The organism is Paraburkholderia fungorum (assembly GCF_046026025.1).
GTDB classification, from domain to species: Bacteria; Pseudomonadota; Gammaproteobacteria; order Burkholderiales; family Burkholderiaceae; genus Paraburkholderia; species Paraburkholderia fungorum_E.
Window position 1 is genome coordinate 121,697 of record NZ_JAQQFL010000009.1, and the last position, 22,225, is coordinate 143,921.

General features: G+C 62.4%; 22 protein-coding genes. 17 read left to right on the forward strand and 5 right to left on the reverse strand.

Features of this window, described 5'->3' with window-relative positions:
* Positions 1 to 204: 204 nt before the first annotated feature.
* The 4 genes from PQR67_RS12660 to PQR67_RS12675 all read left to right on the forward strand — a co-directional run bounded on the left by PQR67_RS12660 (position 205) and on the right by PQR67_RS12675 (position 5,638).
* Positions 205 to 402 (forward strand): DUF3311 domain-containing protein, encoded by a 198-nt coding sequence (locus PQR67_RS12660; protein ID WP_408459062.1) that lies wholly within the window; start codon positions 205 to 207, stop codon positions 400 to 402.
* Positions 399 to 1,886 (forward strand): monocarboxylate uptake permease MctP, encoded by a 1,488-nt coding sequence (mctP, locus tag PQR67_RS12665; RefSeq protein WP_408459065.1) that lies wholly within the window; start codon positions 399 to 401, stop codon positions 1,884 to 1,886. The genes PQR67_RS12660 and mctP overlap by 4 nt, the downstream gene beginning before the upstream one ends.
* A gap of 1,256 nt (positions 1,887 to 3,142) precedes the next feature.
* Positions 3,143 to 4,156 (forward strand): hypothetical protein, encoded by a 1,014-nt coding sequence (locus PQR67_RS12670; protein ID WP_408459067.1) that lies wholly within the window; start codon positions 3,143 to 3,145, stop codon positions 4,154 to 4,156.
* Positions 4,157 to 4,228: 72 nt separating this feature from the next.
* Entirely contained in the window at positions 4,229 to 5,638 is a 1,410-nt protein-coding gene (locus tag PQR67_RS12675) for a DUF2252 domain-containing protein (RefSeq protein WP_408459070.1), read from the forward strand.
* Between the two features lie 109 nt (positions 5,639 to 5,747).
* Here the strand turns inward: PQR67_RS12675 and PQR67_RS12680 are convergent, their stop codons facing one another.
* Both PQR67_RS12680 and PQR67_RS12685 read right to left on the reverse strand, forming a co-directional pair.
* Positions 5,748 to 6,605, reverse strand: a complete 858-nt coding sequence (locus PQR67_RS12680; RefSeq protein WP_408459073.1) for a polysaccharide deacetylase family protein — start codon at positions 6,603 to 6,605, stop codon at positions 5,748 to 5,750.
* Positions 6,602 to 6,832: a hypothetical protein gene (locus PQR67_RS12685; RefSeq protein WP_408459075.1), complete on the reverse strand. Its 231-nt coding sequence runs from the start codon at positions 6,830 to 6,832 to the stop codon at positions 6,602 to 6,604. The genes PQR67_RS12680 and PQR67_RS12685 overlap by 4 nt, the downstream gene beginning before the upstream one ends.
* A gap of 6 nt (positions 6,833 to 6,838) precedes the next feature.
* On the opposite strand from PQR67_RS12685, the gene PQR67_RS12690 reads away from it, so the two are divergent.
* The 10 genes from PQR67_RS12690 (at position 6,839) to PQR67_RS12735 (ending at position 15,936) form a co-directional block, all read left to right on the forward strand.
* On the forward strand, positions 6,839 to 7,714 hold the full coding sequence (locus PQR67_RS12690) for a LysR family transcriptional regulator (protein ID WP_408459078.1): 876 nt from the start codon (positions 6,839 to 6,841) through the stop codon (positions 7,712 to 7,714).
* Positions 7,715 to 7,840: 126 nt separating this feature from the next.
* Positions 7,841 to 9,097 (forward strand): D-amino acid dehydrogenase, encoded by a 1,257-nt coding sequence (locus PQR67_RS12695; RefSeq protein WP_408459332.1) that lies wholly within the window; start codon positions 7,841 to 7,843, stop codon positions 9,095 to 9,097.
* A gap of 130 nt (positions 9,098 to 9,227) precedes the next feature.
* Positions 9,228 to 10,139, forward strand: a complete 912-nt coding sequence (locus tag PQR67_RS12700) for a glutamate/aspartate ABC transporter substrate-binding protein (RefSeq protein WP_408459081.1) — start codon at positions 9,228 to 9,230, stop codon at positions 10,137 to 10,139.
* A gap of 63 nt (positions 10,140 to 10,202) precedes the next feature.
* Positions 10,203 to 10,967, forward strand: coding sequence for an SDR family oxidoreductase (locus PQR67_RS12705; RefSeq protein WP_408459084.1), 765 nt, complete (start codon positions 10,203 to 10,205; stop codon positions 10,965 to 10,967).
* 152 nt (positions 10,968 to 11,119) lie between these two features.
* The gene (locus tag PQR67_RS12710) at positions 11,120 to 11,350 is read left to right on the forward strand and encodes an oxidoreductase-like domain-containing protein (RefSeq protein WP_408459087.1); all 231 of its coding nucleotides are present in this window, start codon (positions 11,120 to 11,122) and stop codon (positions 11,348 to 11,350) included.
* Positions 11,351 to 11,400: 50 nt separating this feature from the next.
* Entirely contained in the window at positions 11,401 to 12,270 is an 870-nt protein-coding gene (locus tag PQR67_RS12715; protein WP_408459089.1) for an NAD-dependent protein deacetylase, read from the forward strand.
* Positions 12,271 to 12,398: 128 nt separating this feature from the next.
* Positions 12,399 to 13,004: a pyridoxamine 5'-phosphate oxidase family protein gene (locus tag PQR67_RS12720; protein ID WP_408459091.1), complete on the forward strand. Its 606-nt coding sequence runs from the start codon at positions 12,399 to 12,401 to the stop codon at positions 13,002 to 13,004.
* 12 nt (positions 13,005 to 13,016) lie between these two features.
* Entirely contained in the window at positions 13,017 to 13,658 is a 642-nt protein-coding gene (locus tag PQR67_RS12725; protein WP_408459093.1) for a DUF938 domain-containing protein, read from the forward strand.
* A 286-nt stretch (positions 13,659 to 13,944) separates the two neighbouring features.
* Positions 13,945 to 15,354, forward strand: coding sequence for an NADP-dependent phosphogluconate dehydrogenase (gene gnd, locus PQR67_RS12730; RefSeq protein WP_408459095.1), 1,410 nt, complete (start codon positions 13,945 to 13,947; stop codon positions 15,352 to 15,354).
* 264 nt (positions 15,355 to 15,618) lie between these two features.
* The gene (locus tag PQR67_RS12735; RefSeq protein WP_408459097.1) at positions 15,619 to 15,936 is read left to right on the forward strand and encodes a DUF4148 domain-containing protein; all 318 of its coding nucleotides are present in this window, start codon (positions 15,619 to 15,621) and stop codon (positions 15,934 to 15,936) included.
* A 157-nt stretch (positions 15,937 to 16,093) separates the two neighbouring features.
* Here the strand turns inward: PQR67_RS12735 and PQR67_RS12740 are convergent, their stop codons facing one another.
* A complete protein-coding gene (locus tag PQR67_RS12740; RefSeq protein ID WP_408459099.1) occupies positions 16,094 to 16,864 on the reverse strand; it encodes a DUF2968 domain-containing protein in 771 nt (256 codons plus the stop codon).
* 168 nt (positions 16,865 to 17,032) lie between these two features.
* Positions 17,033 to 17,353, reverse strand: a complete 321-nt coding sequence (locus PQR67_RS12745; RefSeq protein ID WP_408459102.1) for a hypothetical protein — start codon at positions 17,351 to 17,353, stop codon at positions 17,033 to 17,035.
* A 249-nt stretch (positions 17,354 to 17,602) separates the two neighbouring features.
* Here PQR67_RS12745 and PQR67_RS12750 point away from each other — a divergent pair, with 249 nt between their 5' ends.
* From PQR67_RS12750 to ltaE, 3 genes are all read left to right on the forward strand, one after another.
* On the forward strand, positions 17,603 to 17,914 hold the full coding sequence (locus PQR67_RS12750; protein WP_408459104.1) for a cupin domain-containing protein: 312 nt from the start codon (positions 17,603 to 17,605) through the stop codon (positions 17,912 to 17,914).
* Positions 17,915 to 18,061: 147 nt separating this feature from the next.
* Positions 18,062 to 18,841, forward strand: a complete 780-nt coding sequence (locus PQR67_RS12755; RefSeq protein ID WP_408459106.1) for a peptidoglycan DD-metalloendopeptidase family protein — start codon at positions 18,062 to 18,064, stop codon at positions 18,839 to 18,841.
* A 193-nt stretch (positions 18,842 to 19,034) separates the two neighbouring features.
* Positions 19,035 to 20,042, forward strand: a complete 1,008-nt coding sequence (gene ltaE, locus PQR67_RS12760; RefSeq protein ID WP_408459108.1) for a low-specificity L-threonine aldolase — start codon at positions 19,035 to 19,037, stop codon at positions 20,040 to 20,042.
* 108 nt (positions 20,043 to 20,150) lie between these two features.
* On the opposite strand, the gene PQR67_RS12765 is transcribed toward ltaE, so the two are convergent.
* The gene (locus tag PQR67_RS12765; RefSeq protein ID WP_408459335.1) at positions 20,151 to 21,518 is read right to left on the reverse strand and encodes an MFS transporter; all 1,368 of its coding nucleotides are present in this window, start codon (positions 21,516 to 21,518) and stop codon (positions 20,151 to 20,153) included.
* Positions 21,519 to 22,225 lie beyond the last annotated feature (707 nt).

A 22,225-nucleotide genomic window follows, 5' to 3' on the forward strand; every position in this document is an offset into this window, starting at 1 on the left:
ATGCTCACGAAGGCGAATACTACATCCCCGCAGCGTGCCGCGCCTTCCGGCGTGCGTTGTTGCGGTGCACCTGGCGGTGGCGCTCGAATGCCGTGCAAAAAAAGCAAACTCCGGTTTTGCCGCCTAATATCAGGTAACCGGTTTTCCGCGTACCCGGCCACAAGCCCTGGTGCGCGGTTTCAATAATAGACTTAGGAGATGTTCGTGGAGACCTCCCAACCTTCCGGCCGTTCATGGCTATGGATTGTCTTGCTGATTCCGTATATCGCGTTGCTGTGGTTGCCGTTCTATAACGACACGCGGCCCTCGTTTGCAGGCTTTCCGTTCTTCTACTGGTATCAGTTCTTGTGGGTTCCGTTGACCTCGCTACTGATTTACGTCGTGTACCGGGGTGTCAAATGAGCGATATCAATCCTGTGAACCCGGTTGCGATGACCGTCTTTATCGCGTTCTTTGTTCTTGTCACTGTGATTGGTTTCTTTGCCGCGCGCTGGAAGCGGGGCGATCTGACGCAATTGCACGAGTGGGGCCTTGGCGGCCGCCAGTTCGGCACGGTGATTTCGTGGTTCCTCGTGGGCGGCGACTTCTATACCGCCTATACCGTGATCGCGGTGCCCGCGCTGGTGTATTCGGTGGGTGCGTATGGTTTCTTCGCGCTGCCGTACACGATCATCGTCTATCCGTTCGTGTTCGCGGTGATGCCCAAGCTGTGGAAGATCGCCAAGGCGAAGAACCACATTACCGCTGCGGACTATGTGCAGGGCGAATACGGCGGCAAGTGGTTTCCCGCCGCGGTGGCGATCACGGGTATTGTCGCGACCATGCCGTATATCGCGCTACAACTGGTGGGTATGCAGGTGGTGATCAAGGGGCTTGGCGTGACCGGTGAAATGCCGCTGATCGTCGCCTTCGTGATTCTTGCGCTGTACACGTATGCGAGCGGTTTGCGGGCACCGGCGATGATTGCGTTCGTCAAGGACATCATGATCTATATCGTCGTGATCGCGGCGGTCTGGCTGATTCCGGCGAAGCTCGGTGGCTATGCGCATGTGTTCGACGCGGCGGATACGTATTTCAAGGCCAAGGGTGGCGCGACGGGGATTATTCTGAAGCCGACGCAGTTCACCGCTTATGCGTCGCTTGCTTTGGGCTCGGCACTGGCGGCGTTCATGTATCCGCATACGATGACGGCGGTGTTGTCGTCCTCGTCGGCTAACACGGTGCGCAAGAATGCGATTTTCCTGCCGGCGTATACGTTGTTGCTGGGGTTGATCGCGTTGCTTGGTTATATGGCGATTGCGGCCGGCGTGCATGTAAAGTCGGCGTCCGACATGGTGCCGGCGCTGTTCAATACGCTGTTCCCGTCGTGGTTCGTCGGCTTTGCGGCTGCGGCCATTGCGATTAGCGCGTTGGTGCCGGCCGCGATCATGTCGATTGGCGCGGCCAATCTGTTCACGCGGAATTTGTGGCGTCCTCTGGTTTCGCCGAATATCACGCCTGAGGCGGAGGCAACGACTGCGAAGGTTGCGTCGCTGGTCGTGAAGTTCGGGGCGCTGTTGTTTATTGTGTTTTTGCCTACGCAGTATGCGATTGATCTGCAGTTGCTGGGTGGGGTCTGGATTTTGCAGATTTTCCCGGCGATTGTGTTTTCGCTGTACACGCGGCGGTTGAATACGCCGGGGTTGTTTCTTGGATGGCTTGTCGGGATCGTGTTGGGGACCGGGTTGGCTGTTTCGCAAGGGCTCAAGCCGGTGTTTGCGTTGCATGTTGGGGATGCTGTTTATCCGCTTTATATTGGGTTGATTGCGTTGGTGGTTAATATTTTGGTGAGTTTTTTGGTGTCGGTTTTGTCGCCGCGTAGAGGTGTCGCTGTAGCTGGAAGTTGATGTTGGAGGGGCTGGCGCTTATGGGTTGTTTGCCTGTGGCGTTGGCCTTTTCCTGGTCTGGATTCTTTGGTCTCTCCTTGCTTTGTTAGTGGTCTGTTGGCGTTGCCCTCGTGGTTGATGTGGGTTCTTTGGCCTCTCCTTGATTTGTTAGCGGTCTGTTGGCGTTGCCCTCGTGGTTGATGTGGGTTCTTTGGCCTCTCCTTGATTTGTTAGCGGTCTGTTGGCGTTGCCCTCGTGGTTGATGTGGGTTCTTTGGCCTCTCCTTGATTTGTTCGTGGTCTATTAGCGTTGCCCCTGTGCGGGGCGGCACCTACTTTTCTTTGCCTGCCGCAAAGCAAAGTAGGCAAAAGAAAGCGGCTCAAACCGCTAGTTCTTAAGCGGGTCCCCCGCGCAGTCACGGTAGTGGTGCATCTGGAATCTGTGTTCTCGCACATTCAGCCCTGGTGACAAGGCAGTCATTCTTCCGGCGGCGCTGCGCGCGCCGACGCGCAGTTCGAACCCCATCGGCTGCGTTTTCGCGTTTAGACCTCATCCGGCGTGGTGGCTCGGTCGTTACCTGGTTCGTAGCCTTTGTCGAGTCTGGTGTTTCGTTCGAAGTCCGAATTTCAGACGGTGCAGGCCGCCACGACTTGCTGGTCAGCGATCGTGAAGCCGCAATATTTCTGAAAGTGGGCGTAGGCGTATTCGGGTCCCCGAGGCGAAGCCGATGGCCCTGCCGCTCAAAGCAAAGCCATGGGTTTGCGGATAAACCCTTCCGGCGAGCACGTAGTGCGAGGCGGGAGGTATGACTGCCTGGTCACTCACGTCGAATGTGCGAGAACACAGATTCCAGATGCACCACTACCCCCTCCAAGCCAGGGGACCCGCTTAAGAGTTAGCGGTTTGAGCCGCTTTCTTTTGCCTACTTTGCTTTGCGGCAGGCAAATAAAAGTAGGTGCCCCCCGCACAGGGGGAACGCTAATAGACCACTAACAAAGCAAGGAAAGGCCAAAGTCCGAATGCCACAGCATGGCGTATCAAGGCAAGGCCAAAGTCCGAATGCCACGGCATCACGTATCAAGGCAAGGCCAAAGTCCGAATGCCACGGCATCACGTATCCATTCAAAAAGCATGGCATAGCATTTTTGCCGGGTGGTCTGCTAGCATGGCAAACAATTTGTAATGACATTCGGTTCAGGCGCTCATTGCCGCCATTCGGTTTTTGCCGGGCCATGAATCCCGGCAGTCACAGCGACTCATCCGGAGATGCAACGAGCATGCGGAATCTGAATTTTGCTGTGAGCCGCAGGTTGACAATCCAGGCAGCCTCCTGCGTAGCGGGTCTCGGACTCCTGTTCGTATCCAGTGCAGCTCACGCTCAGGAGTTTTCGCTGTTCGGTGGCGGCTCTCGCGCGGGCAGCACGAATACCTACACGTGGGCATTCAACTATCAGGAAGGGCTCGGGCAATACTTCGCCGCGAGTTTCACGTGGCTCAATGAAGGTCACATCCCGGACCATCACCGCGACGGCCAGATGATCCAGTTGTGGGGCCGCATTCCTGTAGGGAGTCCGCAGTTCGTCCTGCAGGCGGGCATCGGCCCGTATCGTTACTTCGACACCACCACCGCTCAGCAAGGCGGAAGTTATTCGGACACTCACGGCTGGGGTGTCGTGTATAGCGTGCGTGCGGCGTACTACGCGTCGAGCCGGTGGATCACGCAATTGCAGTTGAATCGCGTGCATGTGCAACGCGGGCCGGATGCGACAAGCGTGATGTTCGGCGTCGGCTATCAACTCGACGCGCCTGGCACACCCGGTCCGCGCGACTGGGCGAGCGGCAGCACGCACAAGGTCACCAACAACGAAGTCGCGGTCTACCTCGGCAAGACCATCGTCAATTCAACCAGCTCGCCGAGCGCAGTGGGCGGTGCGATCGAATACCGCCGCGGCCTCGCGAAATACCTCGACGTGACGCTCGGTTATCTCCACGAAGGCAGCAGCAAGGTGGCGCGCCGCGACGGCTTGACCAGCCAGCTCTGGGCAACGCGTGCCTTCCTCAACGACAAGGTAACGCTCGGGCTCGGGCTCGGCGCTTACTACGCGGTCAACGAGAACGAAAATAGCGAATCACCGGGACCAGGCGCCGGGAAGTTCTCCGGCCTTGTCACGATCGCCGGCGCCTATCGTCTGACCGATCACTGGGAAGCGCGGATCGCGTGGAATCGCGTCGTGACGCGCTATGATCGCGATTCGGATGTGATTTTCGGCGGTGTGGGCTACCGATGGTGAATGCTCACCGTGCCAGCAGAAGCTGTCTTCTAGAACCGATAGTAAAGATTCACACAAAAACCGGAGAAGAGCATGAGAGCCAGCACCATCGCCGAGCGGGAAGCCCGTGGCCGTGCCGCCCGCGAGCATTCGAAGCGGTCGAGCCATCGTACGGTAGGCGAATTGCATCGCAACCCGATCGAGTTGCTTAAGCAAAGCAGCGAGGGGCGAGTCGAAAAACTCGTGCCGCTGCGCTATGGGCGCATGGCCGTGTCGCCGTTCACGTTCTTTCGCGGTACCGCGATCATTCAGGCGCACGACCTCAGCCGGATTCCCGACACCGGCCTCACCATGCCGATTTGCGGCGATGGCCATCTGATGAATTTCGGCGGGTTCGCGACGCCGGAGCGCCAACTCGTATTCGACCTGAACGATTTCGACGAAGTCGCAACGGGTCCTTTCGAATGGGATCTGAAGCGCCTGACCGCGAGCCTCGTGGTCGCCGCGCGTCACATGCGTTTGAGCCGCGGCACCGCCGAGCATCTGGTGATGACCGCCGCCACCGAATACCGCGATCGTATGGCGCAATACGCGCAATGCGGCGCGCTCGAACTCTGGTACGACCGCATCACCTTCGATCTGATGGCCGAGACGGCATTGACGCCGGAGCGCCGCCGCGCCGTGCGCCGCGGCATGGAAAAGGCCGCGGGCCGTACTCACGAAAGCCTGCTGGAAAAAATGGCGGAATTCGATGGCAGCCGCTGGTCGATTCGCGACGCACCGCCCGGACTCTTTCATGTGCATGGCGCCAATACGCTATTTTCAGCCGATGACGACTGGTTCACGATCGGCAATTGGAATCAACTGATCGAGCGGACATGGAGCGAATACCTGAAGACCTTGTCGCACGACCGGCGCGAGCTGCTCAGTCATTTCACCGCACAGGATCTGGTGTTCAAGGTGGTGGGCGTCGGCAGCGTGGGGACACGTTGTCTGGTGATGTTGAATGTCGATCACATGGGCAAGCCGCTGTTTATCCAGATCAAGGAGGCGCGGCCATCGGTGATCGCGCAGTACTACAAGTCGCCGTCGCTCAAGCACGAGGGCGAGCGGGTGGTTCGTGGGCAGCGCATGCTGCAGGCGGCGAGTGACATCTTCCTCGGCTGGGCGAGTGGACCGTCAGGACGTCATTTCTATTTCCGGCAACTGCGCGACATGAAACTGTCGGCGAACATCGAGTTGTTCGATACCGACCTGCTCGAAGGTTACGCAAAACTGTGCGGCTGGATCATGGCGCGCGCGCATGCCAAGGCGAGTGGCCAGGCGATCGAAGTCAGCGCGTATATCGGCCGCGGCGATCAGTTTGCGGAATCGCTTACGGCTTATGCCACCAGTTACGCGGACCAGGTGGAACACGATTACGACGTGTTCCTGAAGGCCTGTCGCGGCGGCGAACTCGAGGCGCGCACGGACGAAGACATGGCGGCGGATTTCCGCGTTTGACCGTAGCGCGTGAAAGCCGCTTAAGGGTTATTTGAGGGGGCGTTTGCATGGCTCGCCGCGCACCGGCGGGCTGGCCGTGCGTAAGAGACGCCCGTAAGGGACGCCCGGCTCAGTCGTCGATACGAGCTTCACGCAGCGTAACAAAGCGCAAATGCCGCCGACGGGCCTCGTCGATCACACGTGGCAGGACGGCCAGTATCAGCGGTTTGCCCTCCATGGTGAGCGCGGCATTGCCGTCGTGCAGCAGCAGAATGTCGCGCGGGGCAAGGCCGTCGAGCAGCCGCTGCGTGACCACTTGCGGATCGCGCTCGCGCGTGTCGTAACCGCGCCGCGTCCACGCCGCCAGTCGCAGATCGAGTTTGCTCAGCACGGGTTCGAGAAAGATGTTTCGCAACCCGGCGGGGGCGCGAAAGAACATCGGCCGCTCGCCGCTCAATGTTTCGAAGGTGCGCTGCGCCGCGTCGATTTCGCGCGTGAGTGCGGCTGGAAATGTGATCGAAAAAGTGTGCACGTGAACTTGCGAATGGTTTTCCAGCGCATGACCGCGTGCGACGATTTCACGTGCGATCTCCGGATAGCGTTGCGCTTTCTCACCGATGCAGAAGAAGGTGGCGCGAACCTTGAAGGCATCGAGCAGATCGAGCACTTGCGGCGTGACGACCGGATCGGGACCGTCGTCGATGGTCAATGCGATTGCGTCTGCGTTGCGCGCGCCGGCCGGCAGGTGGGTCCAGTTCGGGCCCAGCAGCGAGGTGCGCGGCAATAGGCCGGCCACCGTGAAAATAGCGTGGTTCGCGAAGATCGCGGCCAGCCACCAGGGCCACGCGGCGGGCGTCAGCAGGCACCCGGTCAACACGAGTACGTGCCAGGCGGCGGTGGCCGTGAGCATCGGCGGATAGCCGGTGCGCGGCCAGCGGCGCTGCAGCGCCGCCTCACCGCCTTGCGGTGGGGTGAAAAGTGGGTTCATAAAGCGTGCTTCCTGTCTTCCTTCCACCATCCTGGGAAGGCCTTGAATTGCGCATACGACGCGCAACGGCGAACGATACCATTGATGCGCCGATCGGCGCGGCCACGCACAGGAAAGGCAAATAATGAAAGCACCTTGAAAGACGTTATGCTTCGCGAGGCCCATGCTTTCAAAGCGGGCATGCTTGCCTGTTCCTCTGTGCTCACTTCGCCGGTTTTGCCGGTCATGCATCCATGCGTTTGCGTCACATCGAAATTTTCCACGCCATCATGCGTACAGGGTCGCTCTCGAAAGCGGCGGAACTGCTGTGCGTCTCCCAGCCCGCCGTCAGCAAGGCGCTCGCGCAGGCTGAGCGCAGTCTTGGTTTTGCGCTGTTCAATCGTGTGCATGGGCGCTTGCAACCGACGCGCGAAGCCGAGCTGCTGTTCTCGGAGTCGCAGAAGCTGCAGGCCAATCTGGACGGAATTCGTCATCTGGCCCGCAACCTGGCGTTGCAGCCGGAGGGGCATTTGCGCATTGGTTGCTTGCCGAGCCTTGGTTTGAGTCTGATTCCGCAGGCGGTGCAGGCATTTCGCCAGGCCCATTCACGCGTGTCGCTGAAAATCCAGACGCGTCATACGGAAGAACTGCTCAACGCGTTGCTCACCCGCGATCTCGACCTCGCGGTCGCACTGAATCCGCCGGCGCGACCGGGCATTGTTGCGGTCGAACTGGGCCGCACGGCGATCGTTTGCGTCGGTCCGCCGGATGATCCCGAAGCACAGCAGCCCATCGATCTGCCAGCCTTCCTCGCTCACGACTGGATCAGCATCGGCAATAGCGACCCGCTTGGCGAGCTGATCGGCAATGCGCTGGAAGCACAGGGACTCGACGAACGCGTGGCGGCTGTCGAAGCACAGACCTGGTATGTGGCGCGTGCTCTTGCCGCGCGCGGCATTGGCTACGTGCTGCTTGACGAACTGACTGCGCGCGACGGCGCGGAACCCGTTGCGATCCGTCCGGTGACGCCCGCGCTCTCGGTTGGGGTCTTCGCGCTCTGGCGCGACGGCGGGATGGACTCGCAAGCCGGCAAGGCGTTTCTCGACGTGTTGCGCGCGCCTTTCGCGTAAGCCTCCGTTCGAGCGCTTAACCCTGGGTTATGGAGCCGTGCTTCTGCTCATTTGATGTGCGGTTTTCGTCGCGCCACACTCATGGTGAACGATTCGGCGAACGATTCTCCTGAGGGGTGGATGGCAATGCGGGTGTGTGTACTCGGCGCAGGCGTGGTGGGATTGACGAGCGCGTACCAACTGGCGCGCGACGGCCACGACGTGACGATTCTCGAAGGCCGTGACGGCGCGGCGCTCGAAACCAGCTTCGCGAACGGCGGCCAACTGAGCTACAGCTATGTCGCGCCACTGGCCGATCCGTCGGTCTTGCCGCACTTGCCCGCGTGGCTGCTGCGAAGCGATTCGGCCTTGCGCTTTGTGCCGCGTCTCGATGTGCAGCAATGGCGCTGGTGCCTGTCGTTTTTGCTGGCGTGCCGCAGTAGCCGCGCGCGGCAAACGGCCATGGAAATGCTGCAATTGGGTGCCTTGAGCCGAACCGCCTTGCACGAGCTGGTGCAACGCGAAGCCATCGACTTCAATTATGTGCGTAACGGCAAGCTCGTTGTGTATCGCGATACGCAGGCGTTCGAGGCGGCGCGCCGCAAGATGGCGGTTCTGGCGGCCGCGGGTTCCGACCAGCGCGCGCTCGATGCCGCTGGGTGCGTGGCGCTGGAGCCCGCGCTCGAACACGCGCAGCCGCTGCTGGCCGGCGGTATTCATACGCCGTCTGAAGAGGCGGGCGATTGCTACCGCTTCGGGGTGGCGCTCGCCGGATTGCTGCAAGCGCGCTATGGCGTGGCGATTCACTATGCTGCGCCGGTTCAGTCGATGGTGATCGAAGGCGGACAGGCCGTGGCGGCGCGCACGCCGCGAGGCGACATCCGCGCGGATGCATTCGTGGTGGCGTTGGGCAATGGCAGCGCGCCCTTGCTGCGCACGCTCGGCGTGCGCTTGCCGATGTATCCCCTCACCGGTTATAGCCTGACCTTGCCCGGCACGACTGGCACGCCCGGCCACGCACCGCGCGTCAGCGTGACCGATCTGCATCGCAAGATCGTGTATGCGCCGCTTGGCGAGCGCCTGCGGATTGCCGGCATGGTGGAGATCGCAGGCATGAGCGTCGCGCAACGCGAAAGGCGCCTCGCCTTGCTCAGGCGCCAGGCTCAGGAAGTCTTCCCGGACGCCGGCGACTATGCGCTTGCCGAGACCTGGTGCGGGCATCGTCCTGCTACCCCGGACAGCAAACCGCTACTCGGCGCGACGCAGTATCGCAACCTCTGGCTCAACACCGGGCACGGCGCGCTCGGTTTCACGCTGGCCTGCGGCAGTGCGCGCGTGATCGCGGATGCGATCGCGGGCCGCACGCCGCCGCTCGACCTGAGTGCCTACGCGTGGCAGCGCTAGGCGTGGCACGCAATACAGCAGCATTCAGTTCATCCGCGGCTCATTCGCGATTCACCCGCCATTTACCCGCCGTTCACCCGCAGTACGGCATGGCAAACGCACTTAACCAGCACGCGCCACTTCGGCACATATGAAAGGAGACGTCATGAAACTCGCAACAGCACTGACTTCGATCGCAATCGCCTCGATGCTGACCGGCGCCGCACACGCGGAAGACTCGAGTGCCACGCTGAAAAAGATCCGCGAAACCGGTGTGATTTCTCTCGGCGTGCGCGAATCGTCGGTGCCGTTTTCCTACTACGACGAACAGCAGCAGGTGATCGGCTACTCGCAGGCGATCGCGTTGAAGATCGTCGAGGAAGTGAAAAAAGAATTGAATCTGCCGAACCTGAAAGTGAAAGAAATCCCGATCACGTCGCAAAACCGGATTCCGCTGGTGCAGAACGGCACCATCGACATCGAATGCGGCTCGACCACCCACACCAAAGATCGTGACAACCAGGTGGCGTTTTCGAACAGTTTCTTTCAGTACGGCGTGCGCATGATCGTGAAGAAGAGCTCGGGCGTAAAGGACTTTTCCGATCTCGCGGGCAAGACGGTGGTGACGACGGCGGGCACCTCCGAGGAGCGCCTGCTGCGGCAGATGAACAGCGAGAAGGGCATGGACATGCGCCTGATCAGCGCCAAAGATCACGCGGAATCGTTCCTCAACGTGAAGACCGGCCGTGCCGTCGCATTTGTGATGGACGACCCGCTGTTGTATGGTGCTAAAGCCAAAGAGGCGGATGCGAATGACTACCTGATCACCGGCACGTCGCCGATGTCCGAAGTGTATGGCTGCATGTTCCGCAAGGAAGATCCGGGTTTCAAGAAACTCGCCGACGGTGTGATCGCGCGGCTGCAAACCTCGGGCGACGCGGCCACGATGTATCAGAAGTGGTTCATGCAGCCGATTCCGCCGAAGGGCATCAACCTGAACTATCCGCTTTCGGCGGATATGAAGTCGCTGTTCGCGAACCCGAACGACCGCGCGCTGGATTGATCGATAGCGTGGCCCTGTCAGGCGTGTCGTGTGCAGCCAGTCGGTGAAACAAGGAGATACGTGGTGACAGGAACGGGAATCAGGAAAGTGGCGCTGGTGACGGGCGCGGGCAGCGGTATCGGCCGGGCCTGTGCGTTCAGGCTGCTGGAACATGGCTATAGCGTCGTACTTGCCGGGCGCCGCCAGGCGCCGCTCGACGCGGTGGCCGAAGAAGCGCGGCAGCGGGGCGGCGACGCGCTCGCCGTGGCCTGCGACGTGACGGACGCCGACAGCGTCACTGCGCTGTTCGACGCGATCCGCGCGTGGCGAGGGCGGCTCGATGTGCTGTTCAATAACGCGGGCCGCAACGGCTCGCCGGTGGATATCGACGAACTCGATATCGACGAATGGCGCTCGGTGGTCGACACCAATCTCACCGGCGTGTTTCTCTGCACACGCGCGGCCTTCGGTCTGATGAAAACGCAGACGCCGCGAGGCGGGCGCATCATCAACAATGGCTCTATTTCCGCGCATGCGCCGCGGCCGAACAGCATCGCCTATACCGCGACCAAACACGCAATTACCGGCATCACGAAAGCGGTTTCGCTCGACGGCCGCCAATACGACATCGTGTGCGGGCAGATCGACATCGGCAATGCCGCCACCGAGATGGCCGAGCGGATGGCGCGCGGCGTGCCGCAGGCGAACGGCGAAATCGCGGTCGAGCCGTTGATGGACGTGCAGCACGTCGCCGACGCGGTGCTGCATATGGCGGAGTTGCCGTTGTCGGCGAATGTGCAGTTCATGACCATCATGGCGAGCAAGATGCCGTTTGTCGGCAGGGGCTGAGCGGGCGGCGTGGCGTTCGTGGCGCGAGCGGCATGAAGGGCGGCTTGGGGGCGTGAATTGAAGTCATGCATTCAGGTCGAGCCGCCGCCGCGCGCGGGGTGGGAGATCAACTTATACTGAGCGCTTCCCGCCTTTCGAAAAAGCGATTCGCCGTGCCCCGAGCCACACCCAGGGACGACCCGCAGCCGGTGCCGCCCGCGCAGCCCGATCTCGACGATTGTTGTCATAGCGGCTGTAATCCGTGTGTCTTCGATCTCTACGATGAAGCCCTCGAGCGCTATCAGTCCGCGCTCGCCGAATGGCAAACGCGGCAAGCACGGCAGGCGGCGCCGACAGTGCGAAAAGCGCACGAGCGGCCGGGCAAACCGCGCACGCGCCGCTGACCGCTGTTTCAGGTTCTACACCCAGGCCGCAGCCACACCCCATCTCCGTCATGACCGATCTTCAGTCCGCGCACGTCGAACCCTTCAACGAATCGCACACGCTGGACGACCTGCATACCTTCGTGCAGCGTTATCCGCGTCTGTTCGTGCTGACCGGCGCGGGCATCAGCACCGACTCCGGTATTCCAGGCTATCGCGACGACAACGGCGCATGGAAACGTTCGCCGCCGATCACGCTGCAGGAATTTCTCGGCACGGCCGCGATGCGCCAGCGCTACTGGGCACGCAGCATGGTCGGCTGGCCGGTGGTGGCCGACGCACAGCCCAATGCCGCGCATACCGCATTGGCCCGGCTCGAGGCAGCCGGGCACGTGCCGACGCTCGTCACGCAGAACGTCGATGGCCTGCATCAGCGGGCGGGCAGCCGCGAGGTGATCGAACTCCACGGCGGCATTGGCGGTGTGACGTGCCTGGACTGCGGAATGCAGCATCCGCGCGCGTCGATCCAGCAGACGCTCGAAGCCGACAATCCCGCGCTGCTGAACGTGACCGCCGAAACCGCTGCCGACGGCGACGCCCATCTGGAGTGGCACGATATCGAATCTTTCCGCGTTCCGGCGTGCACGAACTGCGGCGGTTTGCTGAAACCCGCGGTGGTGTTCTTCGGCGAAAGCGTGCCGCGCGAACGTGTCGAAGCGGCTTCGCATGCGCTCGATGCGGCGGACGCCGTGCTGGTGGTCGGCTCGTCGCTGATGGTTTATTCGGGCTACCGCTTCTGCGTGTGGGCGCAGAAGCAAGGCAAGCCGATCGTGGCGATCAATCTGGGGCGCACGCGCGCCGATTCGCTGCTGTCGCTGAAAATCATCGCACCCTGTGCCGATACGCTGACCGCGCTCGCGGGCCGTCTGGCGCTGGATTGAATACGCGGCCCGCCCCCGGTCAGCCATGTTGACCGCCCGAATCGCACGGCTCGCGTAAATCGCCGATAATCTTCATCCCACGCAGCGCCGCTCTCACAAAAAACCACCGCCACGCAAAAGGAACGCCGATGTTGACGACGCTCGAACAACTCGAAGCAATCTACGGTCAGCCCCACGAGCGCGCAGTGAAGAAAGAGATTCCCTACGTCAACGAAGACTATCGCGCGTTCATCGAGGTCGCGCCTTTCGTCGTGCTTGCCACCGCCGGTCCCGAAGGCCTCGACTGTTCGCCGCGCGGCGACGCGCCGGGCTTCGTGCGCGTAATCGACGAACGCACGCTCGCGCTGCCGGACCGCCTCGGCAACAATCGCATCGACAGTCTGCGCAATATCATCGCCGCGCCGCATCTGGCGCTGCTGTTCATCATTCCGGGTGTCGGCGAAAGTTTGCGTGTGAACGGCCGCGGCCGGATTTCCAACGATCCGGAATTGCTGGACAGTTTCGCCGTCGAGGGTAAACTGCCGCGCACCGTTTTGCTGATCGACGTCGACGCGGTGTATTTTCATTGCTCGAAGGCGCTGGTGCGCTCGAAACTGTGGGATCCGGCGCATCATGTCGAACGTTCGCGTCTGCCGAGCGCGGGCGAGATCCATCGGCGCATCAATGGCATGCAGTTCGATGCGGTGACCTATGACCGTGAACTTGCCGAACGCGTCCGCACGACGCTGTATTGAAAGAAAGTGAACATGACTGATTCCCATCCGGCGCTGCGGCAACGCTCGCCGTCCGCCGAACGCAATCGCGAACCGATCCTTGCTGTATTGCGCGAGGTGCTGCCGGCCACGGGCCGCGTGCTGGAAATCGCGAGCGGCACGGGCCAGCACGCTGTCTGTTTCGCCGACGCGTTGCCGGGTCTCGACTGGCAACCCAGCGATCTCGATGCGGATGCGCGCGCGTCGATTGCGGCGTGGATCGCGCACGAAGGGCTGGCGAACGTGCGCGCACCGATCGCCCTCGACGTGCATCAGGCGAATTGGGGCGTGCATGCGCACGACAAGCTCGACGCCGTGGTCTGTATCAACATGATTCACATCTCGCCGTGGAGCGCGACACAAGCGCTGTTCGCCGGGGCGAGCCACCATCTTGCCGATGGCGGTGTACTGTATCTGTACGGTCCTTACAAACGCGGCGGCGCGCAGACCGCGCCGAGCAACGAGGCGTTCGATCAACAATTGCGCAGCCGTGACCCCGCATGGGGCGTGCGCGACATGGAAGCCGTGATAGCGTTGGGCGCATCGGTTGAACTTGTGTGCGACGAGCCGATCGCGATGCCGGCCAACAATTTCAGTCTGGTGTTCAGGAAACGCCTGGACGCGGCGCGGGTCTGACAGACGTTCGGTTTTAGGCACGCTGCCTGAGTGGCGTCGTGCGGTGCGTGATGCAGTGTGTCGTGCGGTGCGTCATAAACCGCATCACGTGGCGCCGCATAAAGTATCTCGTGAGGCTCGCACGCAGCGGAAAGCCCGCTCGTTGAGTGCGAATGAGTGCCGATGAGCGGCAATGAGCGCCAGCGAGCGGCAAGCCAGCATTTCTTTTATCCTTTCACCCTCGACGTCCCGCCGACGTTCTTTCCGGCGCGGCGTCTCGACATTCATTGGACTCTGGAGAATTCACATGGGCAAACAGGCAATCGGCGTGGTGGGGCTGGCGGTCATGGGCCGCAATCTGGCGCTCAACATCGAAAGCCGCGGCCACGCGGTGTCGGTGTACAACCGTAGCCGCGAAAAAACCGACGAACTCATCGCCGAATATCCGGACAAGAAGCTGGTGCCGGCCTTCACGCTGGAAGAATTCGTGGAGTCGCTGGAAAAACCGCGCCGCATTCTGCTGATGGTCAAGGCGGGCGAACCGACGGATGCCACGATCGCGTCGCTCAAGCCGCTGCTGGACAAGGGCGACATCCTGATCGACGGCGGCAATACGCACTTCACCGACACCATCCGCCGCAATCAGGAATTGGCGAAAGCCGGCCTGCATTTCATCGGCACGGGCGTGTCGGGCGGCGAAGAAGGCGCACTGAAAGGCCCGTCGATCATGCCGGGCGGCCAGCGCGACGCCTATGACCTGGTCGCCCCGATCCTCACCGAAATCGCCGCCAAGGCGCCGGACGGCGAGCCGTGCGTGGCGTACATGGGGCCGGACGGCGCGGGCCACTTCGTGAAAATGGTGCACAACGGCATCGAGTACGGCGACATGCAACTGATCGCCGAGAGCTACGCGGTGCTCAAGCAGGTCGTCGGTCTGTCGAACGAAGAGTTGGGCAAGGTCTATACCGAATGGAATCAGGGCGAACTCGACAGCTATCTGATTGAAATCACCTCGAAGATTTTCGGCAAGAAAGACGAGGAAACCGGTAAGGACCTGGTCGACGTGATCCTCGACCGCGCGGCGCAAAAGGGCACGGGCAAGTGGACCAGCCAGAACGCGCTCGACCTCGGCGCACCGCTGCCGCTGATTACGGAAGCCGTGTTCGCGCGCGTGCTGTCGTCGTTGAAGACGCAGCGCGTGGCCGCGAGCAAGGTGCTCGAAGGGCCGGTGGCGAAGCCGCTTGGCGCCGAGCGTGACGCGTTCATCGAGTCGGTGCGCCGCGCGCTGTACTTCAGCAAGGTGATTTCGTACGCGCAAGGCTTCGCGCAATTGCGGGCGGCCTCGGAAGAGTACAAGTGGGATCTGGACTACGGCACGATCGCGAAAATTTTCCGCGCCGGCTGTATCATCCGTGCCCGCTTCCTGCAGAAGATCACGGATGCCTACACGAAAGACAAGGCAATCGCCAATCTGCTGCTCGATCCGTACTTCCGCGACATCGCGAAGAACTATCAGTCGGCATTGCGCGAAGTCGTGATCGCCGCCATCAATGCGGGTGTGCCGGTACCGGCATTCGCATCGGCGGTGGCGTATTTCGATGCGTATCGCTCGGAACGCCTGCCGGCGAACCTGGTGCAGGCACAGCGCGATTTCTTCGGCGCGCATACGTTCGAGCGTATCGACAAGCCGGGCAGCTTCCACGCGAACTGGAGTTGAGCGTTTGAATGGCGGCCCGGCGCGCCCTTGCCCTAAGGCGCGCCGGGCCGTGCGAGCGATTCAAATCGAGCCAGGCAATTGTTGCTGAAAGCTATCGGGCAGATAGCGTGACGACACCCCAAGCCGTCTACTATTGCGAAATTCGGAATAGAGTTTCGTCGTTTTAGGGGTTTCCCCTAGATGTCGACGCTCCTAAACTTCTACTTAAGCGCTACGGACAACAAGCCCAAAGCGCATTAACTACAAGTTCTGGAGGTTTACATCATGAAGACCCTTATTTCTGCAGTTGTCGTCGCCGCCGCTCTGGTTGCTCCTGTTGCTTCGTTTGCTCAATCGAACCAGCCGCTGACACGCGCTGACGTCCGCGCTCAACTGGTGCAACTCGAAAAGGCCGGTTACAACCCGATTGGCGACCACGTCGACTACCCGGCTAACCTGCAAGCCGCACAAGTTCGTGTCGATGCACAGAACGGCACCGCTCAAGCTGTGAACAGCGGCTACGGCGCACCGATCGCAGGCACGTCGCAAGCCGGCCGTCCGGTGAGCGGCAACGACCGTAACTCGGTCTACTTCGGCAACTAATTCGGCAACTTAGCCACGCCGACGCCGATGGAAACGCCGCCAGGCTGACTGGCGGCGCGCAATAAAAAAACGCCGCCCGGAATTGCCGGGCGGCGTTTTGTCGTTTACGGCGCTGGTTCGCCGATAGTTCGAGCTCAGTTCACTCTCAAGGCAGGCATCAACGGTTCGGCAAATGCGGAATCCCTTCGTTGCTGGTCAGATTGAGCTGGTGAATCTGCCGATGCGCCTTGTTCAGATGCGCCTGCGCGGCCACGCGTTGCGCCTCCAGCTGCGACACCTCCTTGCGCACCTGATGTTGCCGGTTCGTCACAGTCTGTTCCTGTGCGCTGCGCCGTTGCAGATCCGAGCGCAGCCGTTCGGCCTGCGCCTCGGAGCGGGCGATCATGCGCGCAAGCTGTTCGTTTTGCGCCTCGAGTTGGGTGCGGCGCGTTTCGCCGTCCGAGAGCCGCGTCGCCTGTTCCTCGAAGTGATGGAAGGCGGCTTCCGCGGCTTCGAGGTCGGCGGCTTTGAGCGCGCGCCACAGCGAGCCGTCCTGATACAGCGCGACGTAGTACGTCAGCTCCTTCGCGTGGAACAGCAGGCTCACCGAATAGGCGAAGCTGCGGAATACGCGGAACGGCGTCAGCGCTTCTTCTTCTGCGAGCCATTCGATTTCGGCGGTGTCGGCCATCTGCACGCCGCGCGCGCTGACTTGCGAAGGCACCACCGGCACCGGTCGCAGGGTCGTTACCGGCCGCGCAGGTTCGGAGGCTGGGAGCGCCGCTGACGTTCCGCCTGCATCGACGGCCGGCGTGACGTCGGCCGCCGCGGCTAGCGCCGCTTCCTCGCTGTCGTCGGGCGATACGGAGTTGGCGGTGTTCTCTCGTGGGACCTGCACGAGATGCGATGGGCCTGCCAGTACGCTACGGCGGTTCAGGAGACTTTTCACGGCGGTTCCTCCGGTTGACTCGCCCGAAACCTTCAGATGGCGCCGACGCTCCGGCATGCCGGGCAATCTGGCGGTTCGGGCGGTGAGCGAAAAGTGGCGGACCGGCGGCGCCTCGCGATGAGCACCGGGGTGCGCGGCAGTGCGGACGTCTTGTCCGCGAGCGCAGCTTTAATGCAGGGTGCGATGCCGACGGCCGATTTCGTCGAACAACGCGCGGCTGGGTTCCAGTGCAAGCAACCAGGATTCGTCGTAACCGCTCAGATTGTCGAGCGCCTCGCGCAGCCGCTCGATCGCCAGAGCCGGAATCTCGACGCTGGCTTCGACGCCGCTCGACAATCCCGCGATGCTGGCCAGTTGGACCAGCGCGTCGGCGGCTTCGGCGACGTCTGCTGCGAAAACCAGATGTGTGTTCAGCAACTCGGCCAAACCGGGCGACGCCGCAATATCGTCGACGTTGAGTTGCACGGCCAGAAACGTGGCTTTGTTCATCCCCAAGTCCTCGCAGAAATCAGGCGTTTTGCTTACGGCGCGCGGCGGCAGCATGACTGAGTATAGGCGAGGGTTGAAAGGATTCAATAGTCACACTAATGCACCCGGCGGCCCGCGTAGCGGCGGCCGTGCCTGCCGCAACATCTATAATGGGGCCAGTCGCAGCGCTCGATCCCGATGGGGCGGGTGCTCTGATATGCGGCACGAATAACGCGCCGACAGCGTCCGCTTCTCAACCCGCTATCCACCATGAAGATCATTCGCAGCAGGAGCTTTACCGCGACGCGTCCTTGGGGCGCGCTCGATATCGCCAATATGCGCGGCATCACGACGCGCCTGCATTGGACCGATCAGCCCTACAAGTGGCATGTCAACGACGGCGAGGAGGTGTTCGCCGTACTCGACGGCCGTGTGGAGATGCGCTATCGCGAGGGCGGTATCGAACAGTCGGCGATTCTGGAAACGGGCGATGTGTTCTACGCGTCGGTGGGCACCGAGCATGTCGCGCATCCCATCGGCGTGGCGCGCATTCTGGTGGTCGAGGCCGAGGGCAGCGTCTGAACGGTGCCTTGCCCATGCCGGTGCTGGAGCCTTTGCCGACGCACACGGCGGCATAATGGATAGGCGCTGTGGCGCTCGCACCGCGCGGTACGGCAAATGCTTGAGGCTGATCGAATCCGATTGAATCGAAATATCGAGGGAAATCACATGACAAGACAATGGCAATCCACGGCGACCCGGTTGCTGATCGCGGCGGCACTCGGCGTGATGATTAGCGGCTGTACGAGCATGCCGTGGGAAAGCACGCCGTTCTACAGCAGCGCGCCGTCCCGGCCAACCACGCTTGCCACGGTTCCGGTACCGGCCGGTTACTACCGCGTCAATCCGGGTGATTCGCTGGCGGCGATTGCGTCGGCATACGGCCGTAAGCCGCAGGAAATCGCGTCATGGAACGGCCTCGCCTGGAATTCGCCCGTCAATCCGGGACAGGTGCTGCGAGTGGCTCCGCCGATGGCCTCGGGTAGTGTGGTGACACCGCCGGTCAACGTTGCCGGTCAGAATGGTTCGGCCGCGACGTCCGGTGCGCCCGGCGCCGGCGAGCCCGGCGTTGCGCAGCAAGGTGTGCTGCTGTGGCCCTTGCGCGGCCCCGTGCTGAAGACTTTTGCGCCGGGCAAGTCGAACGGCATTGTGATCGGCGGCCATCCGGGCGATCCGGTCAAGGCGGCCGCGACTGGCCGGGTGGTGTACGCGGGCACGGGGATCGAAGCGTACGGTCCGCTCATCATCATCAAGCACGACGACTCGCTGATTACCGCCTACGGACAGAACAGCACGCTGCTGGTCAAGGAAGGCGACGCGGTTGCGCAAGGGCAAACCATCGGCGAAGTCGGCGTGGATAGCCGGGGCGTGGCGTCGATCCAGTTTGAAGTGCGCCACAACGGCCAGCCGGTCGATCCCCTCGCGTGGTTGCCGAAATCCGGCGGGTGAGGCGTTTTTAGCGCGGTTCTCAGCGCCGCGTTAATTGAATAAACTGTGTGGCTCAACGCTCGGAGCCGCGCTCGCCGTTCATCGAAGCAATTAAAGCAGTTCACAAGCAGATGAGGCGGCGCGGGCCGGCTATCGCAGGCTTTGACAGACATGTCATGCATTGCACCAACCAGGGACACCCAAGGCTCTCACCATGATCGATTTGCGCAGCGACACCGTAACCCGCCCGACCCCGGCCATGCTCGCGGCGATGTCGGCCGCCGAAGTGGGCGACGACGTCTGGGGCGACGACCCAACCGTGCTGCGTTTGCAAGCAACGCTCGCCGAGCGCACCGGCAAGGAAGCCGGCCTGTTCTTCCCGAGCGGCACGCAAAGCAATCTGGCGGCGTTGATGGCGCATTGCGCGCGCGGCGACGAGTACATCGTCGGCCAGTTGGCGCACACCTATAAGTACGAAGGCGGCGGCGCGGCGGTGCTGGGCAGCATCCAGCCGCAGCCGCTCGAGAATGCCGCCGACGGCTCGATCCCGCTCGAGAAAATCGCCGCCGCGATCAAGCCGATCGACAACCACTTCGCGCGCACGCGGCTGCTGGCGCTGGAAAACACCATCGGCGGCAAGGTGTTGCCGGCCGCTTATGTCGTCGAAGCGGTGCAGTTGGCGCGGCAGCGCGGGTTGTCGGCTCACCTCGACGGCGCACGGGTCTATAACGCGGCGGTGGCCTCCGGCAAGCCGGTCGCGGCGCTGTGCGAACCGTTCGATTCGGTCTCGATCTGTTTCTCCAAGGGCCTGGGTGCGCCGGTCGGCTCGGTATTGGTCGGCAGCCACGCGCTGATCGAGGTGGCGCATCGCTGGCGCAAGGTGCTGGGCGGCGGGATGCGCCAGGCCGGTGTGCTGGCGGCGGCTTGCCTGTACGCGCTGGATCACAACGTCGAGCGTCTTGCCGACGACCACGCGAACGCCGCGCATCTGGCGGCCGGTCTGGAGGCAATCGACCACGTGAAGGTGCAGTCGATCGCGACCAACATGGTGTTCGCGCAGTTTCCGCAGCAGGATTGCGCGCCGCTCGAAGCGTGGCTCAAGGAGCGCGGCATCCTCACGCAGATGCTCTATGCGTCGCGCTTCGTCACGCATAAGGACGTGTCGCGCGCGGATATCGATACGTTTGTCGCCGCGGTGAAGGGATATTTCGCGGCGCGTTGATCGATCGGTCAGGCGGATGCAAAAACGGGCGCACTTGCTACAGCACTGCGCCCGTTCTGTTTTTTTCACCAGTTATTTCACCGATTGTTTCGCCGATTATTTCAGCAATTATTTCGCCGATGCCGTCGCATGCGCGCCGGAGCGATGTGACGGCGCGAACAGCCGCAGTCCGCTCGCCAGGCTCGCCGCGCCGGCGAAGAACGCGCCGGTGCTGAGCGCGAGTGTCGGTCCGTGCCGTCCGGCGATGCCGAAGCTCAGCGCAACCAGTGCGGCGCCGGTAGTTTGTCCGAGCAGCCGGGCGGTTGCGACGATGCCGCTCGCACCGCCGCTGCGCTCCGGCGGCGCGCTCGCCATCAATGCCTTCAGGTTAGGCGACTGAAAGAAGCCGAAGCCCGCGCCGCAAATCGCCATGCGGATGCCGATGTCGAGCACATGCGGATGCACCGGCAGCAACGCCAGCGAGGCCATTCCCGCCGACATCACCGCAAGGCCGATTGCGCCGAGCAAGCCGGGCGGATAGCGGTCGGACAGACTGCCCGCCAGCGGCGCGGCCAACGCAACCACCACGGGCCACGGTGTCATCAGAAAGCCGGTCTCGACCTGGCTGCGATGCAGTACATCCTCGAAATAGAAGGGCAGCGACACGAATGCCAGCCCCTGCGCGGCGAACGAGCACACCGCAGTCACCGCCGACAACGCAAACACCGGCCGCTTGAACAGATCGACCGGCAACATCGGCGCGGGGTGACCGGCTTCGCGGCGTATCAGCAGTACGCCGAACACCACGGCGATCGCGGCCGCGCTCAGGACCAGTTGCGTCGAGGCGCGCTGGGCCGCTTCGCCGAGCGCGAAGATCAGCGCGGCGAAGGTGATCACGTTGAGGAGCGCCGCTATCGGATCGAAATTGTGTTTGCCGCGCTCGGTGTGCGGCAGCGCGGGCCACGCGAAGGCGAGCGCCAGCAGGCCGAGCGGCACGTTGACCGCGAACAGCCACGGCCATGCGGCAACCGACAGGATCAGCGACGCCACCGTCGGCCCGACCGCGAACGACACGCCGACGATCAGGGCATTGGTGCCGAGACCTCGCCCGAGCCGATGCGGGGGATATAAATAGCGGATCAACGCCGTGTTCACGCTCATGATCGCGCTTGCGCCGAGACCTTGCAGCACGCGCGCGGCGGCCAGCATCGGCAGCGTCGAGGCGAGCGAGCACGCTAGCGACGCCAGCGTGAACAACGCAATGCCGCCGATATAAATCCTGCGATGCCCGACGATGTCGCCGAGCGCGGCGAGCGGCAGCAGTGTCGCGACCATCGCGAGCTGATAGGCGTTGATGATCCACACGGAGGCAGCGGGCGCGGCGTGCAGATCCGCGGCGATGGCGGGCAGGGCGGTGTTGGCGATCGCGGTATCGAGTGTGGCGAGCGCGACCGCGAGCATGATCGCGGCCATCGCGCGGCGGTTGGCGGCGCTCATCGGGCCATCCGCGGGAAGGGTCTGGTCGAGTGTCGCGCTATGGGCGGTGCTGGGTTTGTCGGACAAGGCGTGGCTCGTCGGGTTAGGCATGCCGCAGCGCCGGGCGAGTCAGCGGGACAGCGCGGCGTGTAAGCGGCAGGGTTGCGTGGCGTGAAGTGCGGAGGGGCCGAGTCCAGCGGTCCGGGCGGCTCGCGCGGCGAATGGAGTGATTGTTACAGAGACTCGGAAATCGTGCTGGGAGCTGATCCGGGCGGGACGCTGTATCGAGTGTTGATAACGCAACTAACGGTCAATTTCGCATCGCGCCGTTGAACCGGCGCGGCGCTCACGCTGTCGCACGACACTTCATGCAACCGTTCAGCAGATGGGGCGCGCCGATTTGATCACGCATCGAACCCGTCGACGCATTCATCGGCCAGTCACACGTGAGAAAAATAATCGTGTATGGCCTTCCCATGCAGAGGGCTTTTACCGTCGCCATCGTTTGCCTGTTTTGCGCGCCGATGCACGTGCGCAGTGCCGCGCACAAGCCGTTTGCACCGTGCGCGTGCGCAAAATCCGTGAAGCGCCGCGTTCCGGTGGGCATGGCATGTGCGTGAGCACCCGCTCGCGCTCGCCGATGTCCGCGGGCCGTAAAATGTCGTACTCTGTTTGTTAACCCGCCTGACCGGCACGCGCCTCCCGTCTGTCATCTATGCGGTTCGCGT